The 19,488-nt window shown below is 50.5% G+C and carries 17 protein-coding genes; 8 read left to right on the forward strand and 9 right to left on the reverse strand.

Annotated elements, in window-relative coordinates; translation table 11 throughout:
- Window positions 1-29: 29 nt before the first annotated feature.
- The 5 genes from AOA62_RS30445 to argH all read right to left on the reverse strand — a co-directional run bounded on the left by AOA62_RS30445 (window position 30) and on the right by argH (window position 5,509).
- Window positions 30-1,205: an MFS transporter gene (locus AOA62_RS30445; RefSeq protein WP_099550484.1), complete on the reverse strand. Its 1,176-nt coding sequence runs from the start codon at window positions 1,203-1,205 to the stop codon at window positions 30-32.
- Window positions 1,206-1,408: 203 nt separating this feature from the next.
- Window positions 1,409-2,230, reverse strand: a complete 822-nt coding sequence (locus AOA62_RS30450) for an ABC transporter substrate-binding protein (protein WP_099550485.1) — start codon at window positions 2,228-2,230, stop codon at window positions 1,409-1,411.
- A gap of 25 nt (window positions 2,231-2,255) precedes the next feature.
- Complete coding sequence (locus tag AOA62_RS30455) at window positions 2,256-3,020, reverse strand: amino acid ABC transporter ATP-binding protein (RefSeq protein WP_017134648.1); 765 nt, start codon at window positions 3,018-3,020, stop codon at window positions 2,256-2,258.
- 24 nt (window positions 3,021-3,044) lie between these two features.
- Entirely contained in the window at window positions 3,045-3,923 is an 879-nt protein-coding gene (locus AOA62_RS30460; RefSeq protein WP_017134649.1) for an amino acid ABC transporter permease, read from the reverse strand.
- A 158-nt stretch (window positions 3,924-4,081) separates the two neighbouring features.
- The gene (gene argH / locus AOA62_RS30465; protein ID WP_099550486.1) at window positions 4,082-5,509 is read right to left on the reverse strand and encodes an argininosuccinate lyase; all 1,428 of its coding nucleotides are present in this window, start codon (window positions 5,507-5,509) and stop codon (window positions 4,082-4,084) included.
- A 193-nt stretch (window positions 5,510-5,702) separates the two neighbouring features.
- Here argH and AOA62_RS30470 point away from each other — a divergent pair, with 193 nt between their 5' ends.
- From AOA62_RS30470 to vapC, 3 genes are all read left to right on the forward strand, one after another.
- The gene (locus AOA62_RS30470) at window positions 5,703-6,662 is read left to right on the forward strand and encodes a LysR family transcriptional regulator (RefSeq protein WP_099550487.1); all 960 of its coding nucleotides are present in this window, start codon (window positions 5,703-5,705) and stop codon (window positions 6,660-6,662) included.
- 285 nt (window positions 6,663-6,947) lie between these two features.
- A complete protein-coding gene (gene vapB / locus AOA62_RS30475; RefSeq protein WP_017134652.1) occupies window positions 6,948-7,178 on the forward strand; it encodes a type II toxin-antitoxin system VapB family antitoxin in 231 nt (76 codons plus the stop codon).
- The gene (gene vapC, locus AOA62_RS30480; RefSeq protein ID WP_017134653.1) at window positions 7,178-7,576 is read left to right on the forward strand and encodes a tRNA(fMet)-specific endonuclease VapC; all 399 of its coding nucleotides are present in this window, start codon (window positions 7,178-7,180) and stop codon (window positions 7,574-7,576) included. Before vapB ends, vapC begins: the two co-directional genes overlap by 1 nt.
- A gap of 126 nt (window positions 7,577-7,702) precedes the next feature.
- Here vapC and AOA62_RS30485 read toward each other — a convergent pair whose 3' ends face one another.
- The 3 genes from AOA62_RS30485 to AOA62_RS30495 all read right to left on the reverse strand — a co-directional run bounded on the left by AOA62_RS30485 (window position 7,703) and on the right by AOA62_RS30495 (window position 9,998).
- Window positions 7,703-8,347, reverse strand: a complete 645-nt coding sequence (locus AOA62_RS30485; protein ID WP_099550488.1) for an HAD-IB family hydrolase — start codon at window positions 8,345-8,347, stop codon at window positions 7,703-7,705.
- A 272-nt stretch (window positions 8,348-8,619) separates the two neighbouring features.
- Window positions 8,620-9,144 (reverse strand): Bro-N domain-containing protein, encoded by a 525-nt coding sequence (locus AOA62_RS30490; protein WP_099550489.1) that lies wholly within the window; start codon window positions 9,142-9,144, stop codon window positions 8,620-8,622.
- A gap of 431 nt (window positions 9,145-9,575) precedes the next feature.
- Complete coding sequence (locus tag AOA62_RS30495) at window positions 9,576-9,998, reverse strand: very short patch repair endonuclease (protein WP_099550490.1); 423 nt, start codon at window positions 9,996-9,998, stop codon at window positions 9,576-9,578.
- Window positions 9,999-10,026: 28 nt separating this feature from the next.
- On the opposite strand from AOA62_RS30495, the gene AOA62_RS30500 reads away from it, so the two are divergent.
- The 5 genes from AOA62_RS30500 to AOA62_RS30520 all read left to right on the forward strand — a co-directional run bounded on the left by AOA62_RS30500 (window position 10,027) and on the right by AOA62_RS30520 (window position 19,069).
- Window positions 10,027-11,604 carry a DNA cytosine methyltransferase gene (locus AOA62_RS30500; RefSeq protein WP_099550491.1) on the forward strand — a complete coding sequence of 526 codons (1,578 nt, stop codon included), beginning with the start codon at window positions 10,027-10,029 and terminating at the stop codon, window positions 11,602-11,604.
- 224 nt (window positions 11,605-11,828) lie between these two features.
- Window positions 11,829-13,313 carry an ATP-binding protein gene (locus AOA62_RS30505; protein ID WP_099550492.1) on the forward strand — a complete coding sequence of 495 codons (1,485 nt, stop codon included), beginning with the start codon at window positions 11,829-11,831 and terminating at the stop codon, window positions 13,311-13,313.
- Window positions 13,297-16,038: a Z1 domain-containing protein gene (locus tag AOA62_RS30510; RefSeq protein WP_143521962.1), complete on the forward strand. Its 2,742-nt coding sequence runs from the start codon at window positions 13,297-13,299 to the stop codon at window positions 16,036-16,038. Before AOA62_RS30505 ends, AOA62_RS30510 begins: the two co-directional genes overlap by 17 nt.
- A complete protein-coding gene (locus tag AOA62_RS30515; RefSeq protein ID WP_099550494.1) occupies window positions 16,025-16,972 on the forward strand; it encodes a PD-(D/E)XK motif protein in 948 nt (315 codons plus the stop codon). The genes AOA62_RS30510 and AOA62_RS30515 overlap by 14 nt, the downstream gene beginning before the upstream one ends.
- A 12-nt stretch (window positions 16,973-16,984) precedes the next feature.
- On the forward strand, window positions 16,985-19,069 hold the full coding sequence (locus AOA62_RS30520) for an AIPR family protein (RefSeq protein WP_099550495.1): 2,085 nt from the start codon (window positions 16,985-16,987) through the stop codon (window positions 19,067-19,069).
- Between the two features lie 104 nt (window positions 19,070-19,173).
- Here AOA62_RS30520 and AOA62_RS30525 read toward each other — a convergent pair.
- Window positions 19,174-19,488, reverse strand: a 315-nt coding sequence (locus tag AOA62_RS30525) for a ribonucleotide-diphosphate reductase subunit beta (RefSeq protein WP_178075629.1), incomplete at its 5' end; no start/stop codon positions are given.

Genomic DNA, 19,488 nt, shown 5'->3' on the forward strand with positions numbered 1-19,488 from the left:
ATGAGGGAGCTGGCTTGCCAGCTCCCACCTTAGATAAGCGGTGTGCCAGCTACACGGCGGCCGCTCAAGAAACACAAAGTGCCGCCCATCGCAGTGAGTGCGCCCAACGCATAGAACATGCTGGTCGGCGCAGCGTTGATCAGCAAATAGCCGCAAATAACCGGGCTCATCGCTCCGCCAAACGCCGCCAGGTTTTGTGCGCCGTAATAACTGCCGCGCAATGCGTCGGGGGCGATGGTGTCGATAAACAGGAATTCCGACGGGTAAATGATCATCTCGCCCAAGGTAAACACGAACATTGCCAGGCACCACGTGAGCAGACTGTGAGCCTGGCTGAAACCGACCAGCCCGGCAATGAACAGCAACGTGCCCAGCACGATCCAGTAGCGCAACTGTTCGCGCTTGAGAAACCGGCCAATCTGGTACTGCATCACAATCACGGTGATGGCGTTGCAGGCCAGTACTGCCGACAGAATCTTCAGCGCCTCGGCGGGTTTGTAGGCCACCAGCAAAAACTGCGACAGATACAGGGTGTAGCGCCCGTGGACAATGGTGCTCAACAGGCTGCCACTGGTGAACAGGATCAGCGTGCGGTCGCTGCGCAACGTGCGCAGGGTGCTGAGGAAGCTCAAGGGTCTGTGGCTGTCATCGCGCTGGGTCGGTGGGATGCCGATCATCAGGAACAGGCTGCCAAACGCAATGGCGCTGGCGATCAAGAACGGCGCCAGTTGCATATGCCCGGCAATCACTACACCGATCATCGGCCCAGTGGCGTAGCCAACATTGGTCAGGGTGTAACGCAGGGAAAACACCTTGGCGCGATCACCCACCGGCAGGTTCTCGCTGATGATGGCTTTGGAGCCGATCAGGAACAGCGCCGAGGCGGCTTCGGTAATGACCAGGGTCAGGGTGGTGAGATAGAGGTTGCTGGCGAACGTCAGCAATAGAAAACCGATGGAGCTGGAGAGCATGGCCAGGATCAGCAGCTTGCGCTTTTCCAGGCGGTCGATGATGTAGCCGCCATACAGGCCCAGCAACGTGGCGATAAACACGGCAATGCCCATCAACAGGCCGATGTCCTGCTGGTTGAGGCCCAGTCGGGTACTCAAGAGCAAGGCCAGCAATGGGCTGGTCATGGCGCGGCTGACCACGATGGTCACCGAGCAGATCATCAGGCGGCGAATTACCAGGGAATAGGTGGCCACGGTGGGGGCGAGCGTCCTTGTTATTGCTTCAAGACAACACAGATCTACGGTGAAAACAGCTCAACAGTGAACACAGAGCCAATGTGAATACAGAGTTAATGTGGGAGCTGGCTTGCCTGCGATAGCGGTGGGTCAGCTTGAATATTTCTTACTGGCCCACCGCTATCGCAGGCAAGCCAGCTCCCACATTCTAGATCGTGTATTTACTGGCCCGCATTGATGGAGATTTTTTCCACCGCACCCTGCTCCAGATCCCACTTCTTGAGGATCTTGCCGTAGGTGCCATCCTCAATCATGCCCTGCAGCGCCTCACTGATCGCCGTCACCAGCTCAGTGTTGCTCTTCTCAATCCCCAGCCCCGTGAACTGCTTGGAAATCGCCAGGCCCACCGGCTTGTACTTACCCTTGTCCAGCGCCATCAGATAAGGAATGGTCTCGCTGCCCTGCATCGCCGCATCCAGACGGTTCTGCTGCAACTGCGCGCGCGCATCTGCCGAGCCTTCGGTGCCGATCACCACAATGGCTGGCTTACCGGCCGCTTCGCAGTTTTCTTTGCTCCATGCGGCAATCTCCGACGGCCAGGTGGTACGGCGGCTGGTGCCGACTTTTTTACCGCACAGGTCAGTCAATGCCTGAAGGTCTTCACGCTTGGCCAGGGTGTACAGCTGCGGGCCACTGGTGAAGTAGTCGATGAAGGTCACGGCCTTTTGGCGTTCGGCGGTGTCGCTCATGCCCGACAGCACAATGTCGACGCGCTTGGTGGTCAGGCCGCTGAGCATCTGCTCGAAGCCGGTTTCCTGCCATTTGATCTTCACACCCAGGCGCTCAGCCAGGGCATTGCCCAGGTCAAAGTCCAGGCCGGTGAGTTTATTGGTGGCGGTGTCCTTGAAATCCATCGGCGGGTAGTTCGGCACGATGGCCGCGCTGATCTCGCCTTTTTCCTTGATTGCTGCCGGCAATGCCGCCAATACACAGGTGGAGGCCATCAGGCCTGCGAGCAACGAGGGGATAAACAATTTTTTCATGGGGGCGTTCTCGTTAGTTTTTTAGTTAAGTGCGAACGGCAGAAATAAAGCTTTGGGTACGCGGGTTTTGTGGGCTTATTAGAATTTCTTCGGGGCTGCCGGCTTCCACAATCTGGCCAGCATCCATAAACACCATGCGGTTGGAGACTTCGCGGGCGAAGCCCAACTCATGGGTGACCACGATCATGGTCATGCCGGTGGTGGCCAAATCACGCATCACCGACAGCACTTCTCCCACAAGCTCCGGGTCGAGGGCTGACGTGGGTTCGTCGAATAACATCAACTTGGGGCGCATCGCCAAGGCGCGAGCAATAGCCACACGTTGTTGCTGACCGCCGGACAATTCCACCGGGTATGCATTGCGCTTGTCCGCCAGACCCACGCGGGCCAGCAACTCCAGCGCATCTTCGATGGCTTCCTTGGGCGAGCGCTTGAGCACCTGCACCGGGCCTTCGATGATGTTCTGCAACACGGTCATATGCGGGAACAAATTGAAACGCTGGAACACCATGCCGGTGGCCAGGCGCTGGCGGGCAATCTGCGATTCATTCATCTCATGCAGCTTGTTGCCGACCACCCGGTAGCCGACCAGCTCGCCGTCGACCCACAGGCCGCCCTTGTCGATTTTTTCCAGCTGGTTGACGCAACGCAGCAGCGTACTTTTACCCGAGCCGGACGGGCCGATGATGCACATCACTTCGCCTTGCTCGACCTCAATATTGATGTCGCGCAGCGCGTGATACTGGTCGTAATACTTGTTCAGGTTGACGGCCTTGACGATGCTTCTCATGGGGCAAATCTCCTCAACCCAAACTTACGAACGCTTGCCGGCGCCGCGGGCAAAACGACGCTCGAGGCGGCTCTGACCAAATGAAAGAACAGTCACCACCGCCAGGTACCAGATGCCGGCCACAATCAGCAGCTCCATGACCCGCGCGTTGGCGTAGTAGATGTTTTGCGCGTTGTGCAGCAGCTCCGAGTACTGGATCACGCTGGCCAGGCTGGTCATTTTCACCATGCTGATGAACTCGTTACCTACAGGCGGAATGATCACCCGCATGGCCTGCGGCAGAATCACCCTACGCAATGCTTGCAGGCTCGGCATACCGATAGACTTGGCGGCTTCGTACTGGCCGGTGTCGACCGAGAGCAAACCGGCGCGCACCACTTCGGCGGTGTACGCGCCCTGGTTGATGCTCAGGCCGAGCAGGGCGGCCACGAACGGCGTCATCAGGTCGACGGTGTCGATGCTGAACAGGCCGGGAATCGCGATCACCGGGAAAATCAGCGCCAGGTTGAACCACAGCAGCAGCTGCAAAATCAGCGGCGTACCGCGGAACAGCCAGGTGTAAGTGATGGCCACATAACGCAGGATCGGGTTGGCCGACATGCGCATGATCGCTGTGATCACCCCGATCACCACGCCCAGCGCCATCGCCAGGATCGACATGACGATGGTGTTGACCAGGCCCCAGAGGATGGCCTCAGACGTGAGGAACTGGCCGATGTAGGACCATTCGATCTGGCCATTGGCAAATGCGCGCAACAGCGCGGCCAATGCGATCACGATCAACGTGGCAAAAAACATCCGCCCGTAATACCGCCGCGGCACATGCTCGTACTGCGTAATATCGAACTGGTTCTCGGACAACTTGCGCTCGGCTTCCAAGCGCTCCGCCGGGGTTTGGTTCATGGTGCTACTCCAAAAAATATAGGTGTTGCACGATCGTTCCCACGCTCTGCGTGGGAATGCATCCCGTGACGCTCCGCGTCACCATTGCGCAGAATTGGAGCCATGCAACGGGACGCGGAGCGTCCTGGGCGGCATTCCCACGCAGAGCGTGGGAACGATCAGATTCGGAATCCGGTGTAACTCTCAGCCCATTTTTGCTGAGCCGCCAACGCCAGCTTCAACCGCCCAATCTGCTCCCGCACCCGCTCCGGCGCCGTGCCACCCCACCCACTGCGCGCCGCAATCGCGGCCTCCAGGGTCAGGCACTCACGTACTTCAGGCAGCAACCTCGCATCCACCTGCGCCAACATCGCCGGCGAGGCTTCCCACAACTCAATCTCATGCTGCTCACAGGCTTGCACCAACGCGCCGGTAATCTCATGCGCCTCTTTAAACGGCACGCCACGGGTAGCCAGCCAATCCGCCACCTCAGTTGCCAAGGTGAAACCCATCGGCGCTTGCCTGCGCAGCTCCTCCACCTGCACCTTCATGGTCGCCACCATCCCGGCCATCGCCGGCAGTACCAGCAGCAAGGTGTCGACGCTGTCCAACACGCTGTGCTTGTCTTCACTCAAATCGCGGTTGTACGACAGCGGCAACGACTTGAGCGTCGACATCAACCCGGTCAGGTTGCCAATCAAACGCCCAGCCTTGCCCCGCGCCAGTTCGGCAATGTCCGGGTTCTTTTTCTGCGGCATGATCGAGCTGCCGGTGGCGTAGGCATCGTCCAGCACCACCCAGCGAAACTGGCGCGACGACCACAGGCAAAACTCCTCCGACAGCCGCGAAATATTCACCCCGAGCATGCCCGCCACAAACAGAAACTCCGCCACATGGTCACGGCTGGCAACAGCATCAATGGAGTTTTCGCACGGCCCGGTGTAGCCCATTTCCTTGGCCGAATGCTCAGGCTGGCGTGCAATTGCGGAACCGGCCATTGCCGCCGCACCCAACGGCGACAACGCCGTACGCGCATCCCAATCCACCAACCGTTGCACATCACGCAACATCGACTGGGCGTGGGCCAACAAGTGATGGGCAAACACAATCGGTTGCGCCTGCTGCAAATGGGTGAACCCTGGGCAAATGCTGTCGATGTGTTGCTCGGCCTGCTCCACCAGCGCCTGCTGCAAGCCCAACACCTCGGTGGTGATGGTGCGCGCATGGTCGCGCAGGAAAAGGCGCAGGTCATTGGCGGTCTGATCGTTACGCGAACGCCCGGCGCGCAACTTGCCGCCCAAGGCGCCCAGGCGCTCGGTCAATACGCGTTCGATAAAGGTGTGCACGTCCTCGTCATCCAGGGTTGGATGCAGGCGCCCGGCGGCGAAATCCTCACCGATACGGTCCAGGGCCTCAAGGGTACGCAAGGTCTCCGACTCATCCAGCAAACCGGCGCGCTGCAACTCACGGGCATGGGCACGCGAACCAGCGAGGTCGTAGGGCGTCAGGCGGAAATAACGCTCAGGGCAACGCGACAACGCGGCCAAAGCAGCAGACGGGCCGGTCTTGAAACGAGCGCCCCAAAGGCGATCGGTGGGCTGGGACATCGGTATTCCTCACGCTTGTTTTTAGAAGAGTCGGAGGCAGTAAAAATAAGATTTCAACTAGACTGAACCAGCGTCTGACGCGCCGTATTCAAGGTTGCCAAGGGCGGATGTTTATGTTCATTATCGCCGCCTGGCTATGTTCAAGGACTGGGTTGAAGCCTGTTGAATATGGCACTTGAGGTCAACGCGTATTATGGAAACCCCACTTTCCACTTCTGGAAACATACCGCCAAAACCCGGCACACGACCGCCCCTGCAACTGAGCGGGCTGGACTTCAAACTGCTGCGCGTGTTCATGGCCGTGGTCGAAGCCGGCGGCTTCAGCGCCGCGCAAAACGAGCTGAACGTGGGCCTGGCGGCCATCAGCAAACAGATCTCCGACCTTGAAATTCGCATCGGCATGCGCCTATGCACACGGGGCCGCGAAGGGTTCGGCCTGACCGAAGAAGGCAAGTTGGTGTATCAAGCATCCATCGAGCTATTTACCTCGGTGGACAGTTTTCGCGACAAGCTTAGTTCGGCGCAAAACGAGCTTATTGGTGACCTTAGTGTCGGCGTAATTGATAACACCGTCTCCGACGTTAATTCGCCGCTAATTACCGCGTTAGGGAAACTACACAGCGAATCGCCAAAAATTAGATTGCGCCTACATGCCTCGCAACTCGACGAAGTTGAACGCGGCGTGGTGGAAGGGCGGCTGATTGTCGGCATCGTCCCGGTGTACCAACGCCGCGAAGAATTCGACTACTTCCCCCTCTACGAAGAAAAAGCCCACGCCTACTGCGCCGTAGGACACCCGCTGTTCAACGCGAGTGACATCACCCCAGACGTGCTGCGCCAATACGAAGTGGTCAACCACCGGTACGCGATCCATCGCGACAAAGCCAACTTCGTCACCTACGACAGCCAGTCCGCCTCGGCCTCCCAGGTGGAAGCCGTCGCCATCCTGATCCTCACCGGCCGCTTCTTAGGCTTCCTGCCGGAACACTACGCAGCGCCACTGGTAAGGGAAGTGCGCCTGCGCGCACTGTGCCCGGAACAGGTTCACCTGAGCACGGCATTCAACCTTATCCTGCGCCACAACGCGCCGAGAAGCCCGATGGTGAAAGCCTTTGCAACGGCGCTGGGCGTGGACCTGAAGACGCCGGCCTAAGCGTCAACAAAGCTCAAATGTGGGAGCTCTCGAGCCCCAGCGAGGCAGCGATGGGATCGCCTCGGTCAACCTGCCGACCCCACCTACCTGCATCACCTCTCAGTAAGCCATTAACGTTTTTGGCGCGAAGAGTGAATTTTTTATCAAATTCAAATGCTCTTTGGTGTTTTCGTGAATGCAGGGTATGACCAGCGGTTCGACCCGTAACGAAATGTATATCCCGTTGACATATCCAGGCTGTGGTGTAGCGTTGCGATATTAAACGATCACTAGAGGTAGGCCATCATGGACCAAGGTTCTGTATTCCAAAGCAACCGCAGCCAAGCGGTACGTTTGCCAAAAGCTGCTGCCATGCCGGACGATGTAAAGCGCGTAGATGTTATCTCTATCGGAAGAGCCAGAATCATCACCCCAGCCGGTGAGTCATGGGACAGCTGGTTTGATGGCGAGGGGGTCACGCCTGACTTCATGACCGACCGCGAGCAACCAGCGGAACAAGAGCGGGAATCTTTTTAATGCTCAAGTTCATGCTAGATACCAACATTTGCATCTTCACCATCAAAAACAAACCCCAACAGGTGCGTGAAACCTTCAAAAGGCACCATGGCCAACTGGGTATTAGTACAGTGACCCTGATGGAGTTGATTTACGGTGCTGAAAAATCAGCTAACCCGGAGCGAAACCTCGCCGACGTAGAAGGGTTTGCTGCGCGCCTGGAGGTTTTAAAATACGACCAAGACGCCGCGATACATACTGGGCAGCTTCGCGCAGAGCTGGCTAGAGCGGGTACTCCGATAGGTCCCTATGACCAGATGATCGCCGGGCATGCCCGTTCGCAGGGTCTGATTTTGGTCACGAATAATCGACGCGAGTTCGACCGCGTGCCAGGATTGCGGGTAGAAGATTGGGTGTGAGCTGACCTCTTGGCACCCATGCTAAGTGCGTCCAGCCTGACGCCGATCAACCTGTGGGAGCTCTCGAGCCCCAGCGAGGCAGCGATAGGATCGCCTCGGTCCACCCGCCGACCCCACCCACCCGCATCACCGCTGCAACTTGGCGCGCTTCTTCTTCGAATGAAAATGCCGAAAATGCGCATCCTGCGCCGCCGCCAACAACTCCCGATCCCCACGCGTATCGCCCCAGGCCCGTAGCCGATACTCGCCCAAATCCCCATACACCGCCTCAAGCCGCAGCACCTTGTTCTCACAACGGCAATTATTCCCCGTGAGCTTGCCCGTCAACACGCCGTCGACCACCTCAAGCTCAGTGCCAATCAATTTGATCCCCAGCCGATTCGCAAACGGCTGCAACACCAACGCCGGCGACGCCGAACACAGCGTCACCACCGCCCCGGACTTCACCTCATCTTCCACCGACTGCAAGCCCTTGGGGCGCATCAGCTTTGTCCAATAACGCTGGCAATACGCCTCAGCCTGCTGCTGCACCCACGCCTTCTCCACGCCCGTCATAAAGGTGCGGATCAACTGCGCCTTCAACTCATCCCGGCTGATCTGCTGCAGCAAAAAGCGCAGCCCCGGCACGGCGAGTTTGACCATCCGGCCATAGAACTCGCCGGGGCCAAAGGCGAATTTGAGGAAGGGCACGAAACTGTCGTGGTGGGTGAGGGTGCCGTCGAAGTCAAAGACGGAGAGTACTTTGGCGTCGATGGGGCCGGCTTCGAGCATGTCTGGGTTCACGGGTGGTCCTTGATCGTTTGAAGCGGTTCTCATAACCGTGTGACTGGTGCCCATTGCATGGGTTCAGGTGGATAACGGCTATACAGTTCAGATCATCCAGGTAGTGATCTTGTGCTTTTACTGGCGATGATCAAGGGAGTTTACCCGGTCGGGCATAGGAATGAACGTCGTGAGGCATCCGGCATTGTTACAGCGAGGATTGGGAAAGGTGTGTTTGTGGTCCGTCCGAGCATCGGCCCGGACGGACTATTCTTGAGGTTTCAGCGTGTCGAATGGCTTGATGGCTGGAAATACTCTGCCATCTTTTGAAACCAAGTCTTGCTCGGTGGCGCGCATCGGCGAGTCCTGTTGAGCAGTAGATATGGCATATCTCGTAACCGAATCCAGCCTTCATCCTGCCAATGCAGAAGGCTCAACGACATTTCGGGCCAATCCAGCAAGCTCAGCATTGGACGGTCTGTGGGTCGTGGTTGATGCTTGTCACGCAATGTAGGCACCACTTGATGGGTCAACCATTCACGCAACAGGCGATGCCCTGGTGAGTAGTGATACACCAGCAATGCATATACGCCGGATTCGCTGATCATCAGCATGTTTTCAGGCTGACCGTGGTAGCAGATTTCCAGCGTTTGCCGCTGATCCTCATCGAGCTTGCTCACCATTCGCTCAGCCAGATAAAGCCCCATCAGGCGACCAAGGTCACGAGCGTAGAACCATGGTTGGTTCTCCAGCAGCAGGGCATGCATTTGCAGGTTTTGGCGGGTGAAGACGGTAGGTTCATACATGGCACACCTCCGGCTCGGAGGGTGTTTGAGATGTGGTGCGGGTACTGCGAATGACCTTCGCAGATGATGCAAAGTATCCAGGCATTTCCGTTACCTCTGGTTGCTTCTTAGGGCAGGCGTTATGGGTGTCGGGAGCTAAGAAACCCACCAGAGACGGGCCGGACATATTCCCCTTTCGGGTTTTGTATTCGCCCACTCCCGACATAACGGGGATTTTTCACAGGCGTAGAGAAACCGCTGGCGAAAAAAAGCCGCATGGCTGTCGGGTGCGGAGGACCGCTCTGGTTGAGGCGTTTCTTAGGCGCCGAGTGGAGAGGGTAGGGACGTGTTTAGAGGTGGTCAAGCACCTAGATCTATCAAGTGAAAATTAATATTATTTGTCGGTATAAAGAACGCCGAGTGTGTCCATGGAAACCATACTCATCTCACACCTAGCGTGCGTTCTTCAAACGCCTAAGTCTCTCCACTAAATCATCCAGCCCGGTCTCCGCGCTCCTTAGCTGGCATTCCCATACAATTAATACGGTCCATCCCAGATGCTGAAGCGCCTCTGATGCTTTCGCATCCCGCTCGGCGTTCTTGGTGAGCTTACTCTCCCAAAAGTCTGGCCTAGACTTAGGCGTGGATGCATACCGACAGCTCTCGTGCTTGTGCCAAAAGCATCCATGGACAAATATACAGGTCATGAGCTTGGGCAGTACAATATCCGGATTTCCAGGGAGATCCTTCCTATGAAGGCGGAATCGATACCCGTGAGCGTGCAAAAACCGCCGCACCTTAAGCTCTGGTTGTGTGTTTTTCCCTCGAATAGACGACATCATTCTCGAGCGCGTTGCTTGGTCCACTACATCCATTTCGGTCATCCTTTTGCAGAATTGCCATATGAATTTTAAACAACCTTTACAGGTCGTCGACCTATTTGCCGGCCCCGGCGGACTGGGCGAAGGTTTCTCATCCCTTAACGACGGCATGAGTTTTCAGGTTGTAGTGTCCGCAGAGATGGACCCCCATGCTAGAGCAACATTAAGGCTTAGAGCTTTCTATAGGACATTGAAGCTAGAGAACCCTGAAGCGCTGGATGACTATTATTACTACTGTGAAACATCCGGGGCTAAACAGCCTTGGAGCGGTAGAAGCTACGATCAGTGGATTCGCGCAGATGAAGAAGCTAGGCAGATCCGGCTGGGGAGCCCAGAGGGTAACGCTGAATTAGATAAAATACTTGAAAGCAAACTGGACGAAACTCGTCCTTGGGTATTAATCGGAGGACCTCCTTGTCAAGCTTATTCTATTGTAGGGCGTGCGAGAAATAGGGGGAATTCGGAATACAAGGCGGAAGATGATCACCGGCATTTTCTGTATCGTGAATATCTCCGAATAATACAGAGCAAGCGCCCCGCTATATTTGTAATGGAAAACGTAAAAGGGATTTTGTCGTCGAAAGTTGGAGGGGAACAAATTTTCCCACAGATACTTCGAGATCTTGCCGATCCTGACTTGGCACTTGGGATAATGGATTCAAATAGGCCGAAATATAAGATTTGCTCGTTGGTTAGTGATGCGGTTTATGAAAGTGGTGATGATCCTCTTGAGTTGAACTTAAATAATTTTATTATTAGATCAGAAGAGTATGGTGTTCCTCAAAATAGGCATCGCGTGATTTTGGTGGGCGTTTCAGAAGAATTTGCAGATGCAATTGATGGGTTAAAGCTATCGTCTAAGTCTGGGCCCTCTGTTGGCGAAATGCTTCAGGGGCTTCCGAAGCTTAGAAGCACGTTGTCTAGGGGGAACGATAGTCCTGAGAAATGGTGTTACGAGATACTGAATCATTTAGATGGTCTTCGTAGTTCCCTTTCCTCAATAGGTGGTGATCCTTTACTTGAGAAGAGTTTGCAGATAACAAGACAGACATTTTCAGGCGCTGGGTATAGTAATGGTGCGTTAAAAATGGCTAGGGCGGGGTCTCCGGATAGTCAATTCAAAGATAAGTTCTTTGAGCAATGGTTTAATGATAGTCGTTTAAAAGTATGGCTCAATCATGAGGCTAGGAGTCATATGACTTCGGATCTGAGGCGTTACATTTATGCGGCTGTTTTTGCGGATGCGCATAAAGTATCGCCTAAAGGTCATAAAGAATTCCATTTGGCAGGGTTAGCTCCGGATCATAAAAATTGGGAGAGTGGTAAGTTTAGCGACCGATTTAGGGTGCAGGTTAAAGGACAGTCATCGTCGACGATTACGAGCCATATTTCTAAGGATGGTCATTATTTTATTCATTACGATCCTAACCAGTGCCGAAGTCTGACTGTTCGTGAGGCTGCTCGTCTTCAAACGTTTCCGGATAATTATTTCTTCTTAGGTAATAGAACTCAGCAGTTTCATCAAGTAGGAAATGCGGTCCCCCCTCTTTTGGCTCGCCAGATCGCAGAAGTTGTAGAAAGAGTTATCAATCGCCAGTAGTTTGGCATTCTATCTGTTGCAAAATGTTCATATTTTATTATGAGATTTATAGTCCGTTGCTAATGGAGGGTTGTAAAACAAACTCTTGCACTTTTTAGGCTGATGTGCGATGAATGATGGCTTAATCATGGCGCCGCTCAGCGCCATCTGGGCTATGGTACAAAAACAGGGAATGTTGACGCGCATACGCTGTGTAGCGCCTCGTTCCCTAAGGGGCGAGAGGAATGAGAGAAATAGAACATCCCCCCCACGCAGCGTCGCTGCTCGAATCGATGAGGTCAATCGGTTATACCTTGGAGTCAGCATTAGCCGACATCTTGGACAACAGCTTATCGGCCAACGCGAGAAACATATCTGTCGAGTTTCGACCTCACGATGAACCGTATCTTGCCATTATTGACGATGGGAATGGTATGTCGGCGGCGGTGTTGGAGAATGCCATGCGTCATGGCAGCACCAATCCATTGGATATACGTTCCACTAGCGATATGGGTCGCTACGGTTTAGGGCTTAAGACTTCATCTCTTTCTCAGTGCCGGAGAATGACAGTCGTTTCTAAGCAAAACGATGTCATCACTGGATATTGTTGGGATCTTGATGTTGTAATAAATCGCAAATCCTGGGTAATGCTTGAACTCGGAGAGGAAGATTTAGAAAATATACCTCATATAAATGCTCTTGCAGAAAGTAGTAGTGGAACAATAGTTCTCTGGCAGAAGTTAGATAAGTTGATTGCTGGAGAGTCTTCTGTTGAGGCTGCTCTTACAGGAAAAATGAACCACGCACGAGATCACCTGGCACTTGTTTTTCATAGGTTTTTATCAAAGGAAGATAAAAACCCTCGTGTTTCTATCGCGATAAACGGAAGTAAGCTACCTCCTATTGATCCATTCTTAATCGAGCATCAGGCGACGCAGCAGCTAGATCAAGAGTCATTTAGCGTTGATGGCGCAAAAGTAATAGTTAAATCATTCATTATTCCTCACTACAGCAAGCTAAGCATAAAAGAAATTCAGATTGCTGGTGGGGATGATGGTATTCGCAATCATCAAGGCTTCTATATATACAGAAATAGACGATTAATAATTTGGGGAACCTGGTTTCGGCTGGCTCGCAAGGATGAACTTAGTAAACTTGCTAGAGTTCGGGTGGATATACCAAATTCGCTGGATCATCTGTGGACGCTTGATATAAAAAAGTCAGCAGCTCACCCACCAGATGTAGTACGTAGAAATTTAAAAAGAACGATAGACAGAATCAGAGCTATAAGCGGTAGAACTATCACGTTTCGAGGACGAATTTCAGAAAGAAATACCTTTGTTTCTACATGGAATGAGATTATAGATCGAGGGGGAGTTAGGTTCGACATAAATCGAGAGCATCCGTTAGTAAAAGAGTTTCAGCGAGGATTGTTGGATAAACAGGCTTTAAGTCTTTTCGATACGGTATTGAAGGCGATTGAAGGTTCTTTTCCCGCAGATGCACTCTATTCCCGTATGGCATCCGATATGAAGCCGGAATTTAACGGCGAGTATTTAGAGTGTCAGCTGCGCGATATGGCCCTTACTTTATTTGAAGGGTTGGATCTTGGATCTACTGTTCGTCTTCATATTTTATCTACGTTGCACGTTATAGAGCCATTTAGTCTTTATCCCGCACTTACCAAGGGAATAGTAGAGGAGTTACAAGGCCTTGAATCAAAAAAATGATGATGTTCTTTCCCCTGCTGCTCAGCGACTTGAAGTGGCTGTGGCGACTTCCCTGACGGTAGATAGCATACCTACTGAAATTGAAATTTATGAGTTGGCCAGTGCATTACGGAAAATTCCGTTGTACATAATATCTGATCAGGAGTTTGAATCAGTCATCAAAAAACTTCACGTTGCTCTGGCATTGGATATGGGCATAGGTAGCTATGTAGCTGATGAGCATGACCCTTGGCTGCAAGCTAGAAAGGCACAGATAAATCCATTTTATTGGGCTCGATACCGTACAGATCTAATAAAGCAGGGATGGGGGGCAAAGGTCGTAGCATCTCTGGATAAAGTTACTGATGAAATTCTGGATTTGATGGGGAACCCTGTTGGAAGGACAGGCTGGCCGAGGCGTGGGCTGGTTATGGGGGATGTTCAGTCCGGCAAAACGTCGAATTATACAGGGCTTATTTGTAAAGCGGCCGATGCTGGATATAAGTTAGTAATTCTCTTGACTGGTACCTTGGAAAGTTTACGTAGACAAACTCAAGAGAGGCTAGATGCCGGTTTTGTTGGGCTTGACAGCTCTGGTGTTGTTAATAGTAATAGCCGAAATAGGAGAAGAAAGGAAATAGGGGTTGGTTTAATAAACTCAACACGAAGCGCCGGCGTATTTACTTCCACGGTAGGTGACTTTAAGGCAGTTACCGTTAATCAATTAGGGTTTAGGTTACGTGACTATAATGAACCAGTCCTGCTGGTTGTGAAAAAAAACAAGAAAATAATAGAGAATTTGACGGAGTGGTTGATAAATTTCAATGCGGAAAACTCCGGAAAAATTGATCTTCCCCTATTGCTTATCGATGATGAGGCAGATAATGCTTCAATAAATACTAACCCAAAAAAAGCCACCGCAATAAATAGTGGAATACGAACGTTACTAAATATTTTTCCTAGATCCAGTTATGTGGGGTTTACGGCGACCCCTTTCGCTAATGTTTTTATCAATCCAGAAACTACAAGTGAGATGGAAGGGGATGATCTCTTTCCTCGTGATTTTATATATGCGCTCGACGCGCCTAGTAACTATATCGGAGCTTCGGCGATATTTGGTGATAATCCTAAAGTGGATTGTCTGGAGGATATCGATGATGCGGAAGCTTCTTTTCCCAAAGGGCAGCACTCGGAGAGCATCATAGATGAAGTGCCTAGCTCGTTAATGGATGCAGTGAAGTATTTTTTGCTTGTGAACGCGATTATGGATCTGCGGGGCGGAATGCCTAGGCATAGATCTATGCTAATAAATGTCAGTCACTTCACTTTTATACAAGATCAAGTAAGAGATATTATTGATTTCTCTCTCAGAGGTATTCAGGAAGATATACGAGCATACTCTTCTCTTAGCGTGTCAGATGCGTTAAATAATAAAACTATAAGTGAACTTCACTCTGTATATGAGCGATATTTGACGAACAAGGGTTTTTCTTGGGCGCAGATTCAAGCCGCATTGGCTGCTGCCGCTCTGCCTGTGGAGGTCAGATCGGTAAACCAAAAAAGTGGTGGTGCGAGTCTAAACTATGCACTTTACAAAGAGAATGGGCTTAGAGTCGTTGCAGTTGGTGGGAACAGCCTAGCCAGGGGGCTGACATTGGAGGGGCTTTCCGTAAGTTATTTTTATCGCACAACCCAGATGTACGATGCGTTGTTACAGATGGGACGGTGGTTTGGTTATAGAGCGGGGTATGAGGATCTCGTGAAGGTATGGATGCCAAGAGAGACAATTAATTGGTATTCGTTGATTTCAGAGGCTACGGATGAGTTAAGGAGTGAAGTTCGACGTATGCAGGTTTTACGGCTGAAGCCGATTGATTTTGGATTGAGGGTTCGTTCTCATCCAGATTCGTTGATTATTACAGCTCGTAATAAAATGCGTCATTCTGAAGAGATAGTACATACCTTGTCGATTAGCAAAGAGAGCCTAGAGTCTGCTCGCTTGCTTAGTGATGGCAATGCAATCTCTTCTAATCATAAAGCAGTGCAGGCGCTTATCCTAAAGTTGAATGCACTCAATTCTCTCAGGAGTGAATCATATAAAATTCCTGTCTGGATTAGAGTTCCAAAAAATATTATTATAGACCTACTGAAGGGTTTTATAAGTCATCCACTTAATCTCAAATTGCAGTCTGGAGATCTTGCTGACTTTATAGAAAAATCTGTTGATCCAAAGCTTGAGTATTGGGACGTGTCGATACCCTCAGGAACCGGCGAAAGTTTTAACGTGGTGCCCGGTTTTTCACTTCCCACGAGACGCCGAAAAATTGAAGTTGATCTCGAGAAGAGATCCTTGTTAGTTAATGAAAAAAAAATGAGGGTTGGTTCGGCATCAGATGAAAAAGTTGGGCTGTCTAAGGAGGATATTGTTGAGGCTGAGAGAATCTTTCGTGAGTCGCCAGAAAATAGTGACAAGATGAATGTGCCTGGTAAAGCATACAATGAGGTTAGAAAGCGTCCGTTGTTATTGATTCACCTAGTTAGTCCGGATTTCGGGGGCAAGCAAGGTGTCTCGCTTCCCGAAAGTCTTAAGGCTTTGGTTGCGGTCGGACTTAGTTTTCCTGAACTGGCATCGGGAAGTAAAAGAATGACATATCGAATTAACATGGTGGAGCTAAGGACCCTCTTGGCTACTGAGGTGGAAACTTTCGAGGGGGACGAAAACGAGGACGAAAATGTCGATGACTAAATGTTTGTCAATTTGGCAGTCAATAAAGTTAGAGTCATCACAATCTGCGTTCAAACGCTTTGACGCAGTTCATCCATTAGATTTTTATCTTGGATTGGATAGCGAAGACAGAAACTTGCTGTTGTTCGTTACTGTTGAAGAGCCACCAAATCAGTTAGATATGCGAGCCGTTAGGTTAAAGAAGATTCCTAGAGACGACGGAAGATGGTCACTTCTTCTCATCCTAGAGGATTCTAGGTTGGCGGAATTGTTTGCTCTGCTTTGCGAGGATTTAATAGAGCACTCCCGACATATTGGAAAGCATAGTCCTTTGGGGTTCGTGCTTAAGCGGCTAAATAGTTGGCGGCATTTTTTTGAGCGTTCCGAGAACACCCTCCTGACTTTAAATGAGATTCGAGGGTTGTGCGGCGAACTAGTGTGTCTCGAATTGCTAATCGATAAGGTTGGATCATCTGAGGCGGTTAATGCTTGGGTCGGACCTGCGGGTGCGAACCAGGATTTCCAGTTTGGTTCATCGGCTTGGGAGGTAAAGACAGTTAGGCCGGGAGCTGAAACTGTAATTATTGCTTCAGAGAGGCAGCTGGATGGTCTTGATAAATCGGTAGAGTTATATGTTGTTGAACTTTCCGATGCTGGCTCTAACTCCACTGATGGTTTTAACTTGAACTCTCAGGTATCAGAAATAAGAAATAGGCTTGAGTCGGACTATAAAGCACTGAGTGAGTTTAATAATAAATTATTGATTGCTGGATATGTACAGCATCAAAAATATGAGGATTTGGTCTTCCAATTACGAGGCTTCACTAGGTATGCGGTTTTAGATGGTTTTCCACTTCTACGAAAGGAGGGGTTGCCGATCGGAATTTCAAATGTTAGTTATGATTTGGAGCTGGATGCTTGTATACGTTTTATAACTGAACAGACTTCATTCTAAAGGAGGTGTAATTTGATATTGCAGGAGTTTCACCGGGAGTTTCTCGAGTGCGTTCGATCTCGAGCCGAATCGGCTCGGGATTTTTTGGGTGCAAGCTTCGTTGAGGAATGCGGCGAACGGTTGATTGAGTCTGAGCAGTTTTCCAGTTTTGAGAGTTGTAGGTTTGAAGGTGTCAGTAATAAGAAAAAATTGAGGGTTGATGGATATTTTTTTGACGATGCTGATAATTCACTCTCTTTATTGATAGGCAATTATTTTAATGAAGATGAGATTCAGATATTTAATGCGGACGAAGTTAAAAAATCATTTTTAAGCCTGAAAAATTATTTGCAAGAATCATTGGATGGATTTGTAACAGATGGGGCCTTTGATGAAAGCCAGCCAGGGTATGGCTTGGCATGCGATCTGATGGATTGGCACTCGAAAGTAACAAAGTACAGATTTTATTATGTGTCAGATGGGCAGTTGAAGTCTCGGATAAAGGATTGGCCGGAGGATAACATAAGTGGAATACCTAGTGAGTTTCATATCTGGGATATTACTAGATTTCATGTAGCGTATATTTCTGCTACCGGACGTGATGAGCTTGTTGTAAGCTTTGATGAGGCTGGGCATCAAGGGTTAAGTTGTTTGGCAGCGGCTGAGTCTGATGGGGATTATAAGGCATATCTTTGTATGATAAGTGGTGATCTTCTCGCTGATATATATGAAGAGTATGGAAGTAGGCTTCTGGAAGGTAATGTTAGGACCTTTTTGAGTGCTAAAGGAAAGGTTAACTCAAAAATACAAAATACCATTCGTACTCAGCCGGAAATGTTTTTCGCCTTTAATAATGGTATTGCTGCTACTGCTGAAAATATCACGTTGGTTAATGGTGTGCGTGGGCTTAAAATCATAAGTGCCACAAATTTGCAGATTGTCAATGGTGGGCAAACTACTGCGTCTCTCGCGCTAGCTAAACGTGGAGGCACAGGAGGTAAAGATGTAGCAGATCTTTCCAAAGTCATGGTTCAGATGAAGTTATCTGTATTGCCACCTGACAAGGCTGGGCAATTAACGCCAGAAATCGCACGTTACGCAAATAGTCAGAATAAGGTCAGCGATGCAGACTTTTTTTCTAACCATCCTTATCACGTTCGGTTAGAAGAGTTTTCACGGCGTATCTTTGCCTCATCTACCGGTGGCGCTCAGCACGGTACTCATTGGTTTTATGAGCGCGCGCGTGGGCAATATTTGAATGAGCAGGCTTCGTTGTCTGCTGCGCAGAAAACTCAGTTCGGCCTTCAGAATCCTCGTAAACAACTGTTTTCTAAAACTGATGTCGCTAAGCTGGAGAACTCTTGGAGGGAGCTTCCTCATAAGGTAAGTATGGGAGCGCAAAAGAACTTTTTAATTTTTGCTGATTTTATAGCGAAAGCATGGTCTACAGATGGAAGGAATTTTAATGAGGATTATTTTAGGCAGATAGTTTCACTCGCTATTATGTTTAGATATTCGGAAGCTATGGTTGCTCGACAGGATTGGTATCAGGGAGGCTATCGCGCAAATATTGTGACGTATTCGATTGCTAAACTACATAATATGATTTCAGAGCAGGCATTGGGTAAGCAGCTTAATTTCCGTGTTATATGGGATAAGCAAGTGTTGCCTGAAGTTTTATGTGAGCAATTAGAGCGGATATCGAAAAAAGTCTTTGGTGTGTTGACCGATACAGATCGACTTAAAGAGAACGTCACAGAATGGGCCAAAATGCAGGCGTGTTGGGATCAGGTAAAAGAGATTTCCATAGAGTTTGTGCCGGGGTTTTCAGAAATACTACAAGACTTGCGTAGTAACGTTGAGAGCGGGGCCGCATCTAAAGCCTTACAAAAGGCAGATGACGGAATCGCGATTCAAGTAGCGGTAATTGAGACCCCTACGCCTGAATGGGTGAGGATGCTTTCTTGGGGACGCCGAGGTGGAAAACTGTCTCCTAAGCAGGAGTCGCTTTTAAATATTGCCAGTCGCATTCCTGGTAAAATCCCTACAGAGAAGCAGTGTGTTGAGATTTGGAAGATAAGGGCTTTCTTAATTGAGGAAGGTTATATATCGCTGTAGTGCCTTAGATCTTTATTTTGTATTATATAATTTTTTAATTAAAAAGCCCTGTAATCAGGGCTTTTTAGTGTTTTTTTTTCTAAAATTATTCTCGACTTTTACTATCAATCCCAGCTTAACGCCCCACCCGTCTGATACTCAATAACCCGAGTCTCAAAGAAGTTCTTCTCCTTCTTCAAGTCCATAATCTCGCTCATCCAAGGGAACGGGTTAGTCGTCCCCGGATACTCTTCCTTCAACCCAATCTGCGACAACCGACGATTAGCGATGAACTTCAGATAGTCCTCCATCATCGCCGCATTCATCCCCAACACCCCACGCGGCATGGTATCCCGCGCGTACTCAATCTCCAGCTGCGTCCCCTGCAAAATCATCTGGGTCGCTTCTTCCTTCATCTCGGCATCCCACAAATGCGGGTT

This window comes from Pseudomonas sp. 2995-3 (assembly GCF_002742565.1).
GTDB lineage: Bacteria > Pseudomonadota > Gammaproteobacteria > Pseudomonadales > Pseudomonadaceae > Aquipseudomonas > Aquipseudomonas edaphica.

Coding starts and splice junctions, on each gene's coding strand:
- AOA62_RS30485 (WP_099550488.1), bottom strand. CDS start 8,347: ATGCTCGAAGCCGGCCCCATCGACGCCAAAGTACTCTCCGTCTTTGAC.
- AOA62_RS30495 (WP_099550490.1), bottom strand. CDS start 9,998: ATGGATGTAGTGGACCAAGCAACGCGCTCGAGAATGATGTCGTCTATT.
- AOA62_RS30490 (WP_099550489.1), bottom strand. CDS start 9,144: ATGTATGAACCTACCGTCTTCACCCGCCAAAACCTGCAAATGCATGCC.
- AOA62_RS30455 (WP_017134648.1), bottom strand. CDS start 3,020: ATGAGAAGCATCGTCAAGGCCGTCAACCTGAACAAGTATTACGACCAG.
- AOA62_RS30460 (WP_017134649.1), bottom strand. CDS start 3,923: ATGAACCAAACCCCGGCGGAGCGCTTGGAAGCCGAGCGCAAGTTGTCC.
- argH (WP_099550486.1), bottom strand. CDS start 5,509: ATGTCCCAGCCCACCGATCGCCTTTGGGGCGCTCGTTTCAAGACCGGC.
- vapB (WP_017134652.1), top strand. CDS start 6,948: ATGGACCAAGGTTCTGTATTCCAAAGCAACCGCAGCCAAGCGGTACGT.
- vapC (WP_017134653.1), top strand. CDS start 7,178: ATGCTCAAGTTCATGCTAGATACCAACATTTGCATCTTCACCATCAAA.
- AOA62_RS30450 (WP_099550485.1), bottom strand. CDS start 2,230: ATGAAAAAATTGTTTATCCCCTCGTTGCTCGCAGGCCTGATGGCCTCC.
- AOA62_RS30500 (WP_099550491.1), top strand. CDS start 10,027: ATGAATTTTAAACAACCTTTACAGGTCGTCGACCTATTTGCCGGCCCC.
- AOA62_RS30515 (WP_099550494.1), top strand. CDS start 16,025: ATGTCGATGACTAAATGTTTGTCAATTTGGCAGTCAATAAAGTTAGAG.
- AOA62_RS30470 (WP_099550487.1), top strand. CDS start 5,703: ATGGAAACCCCACTTTCCACTTCTGGAAACATACCGCCAAAACCCGGC.
- AOA62_RS30505 (WP_099550492.1), top strand. CDS start 11,829: ATGAGAGAAATAGAACATCCCCCCCACGCAGCGTCGCTGCTCGAATCG.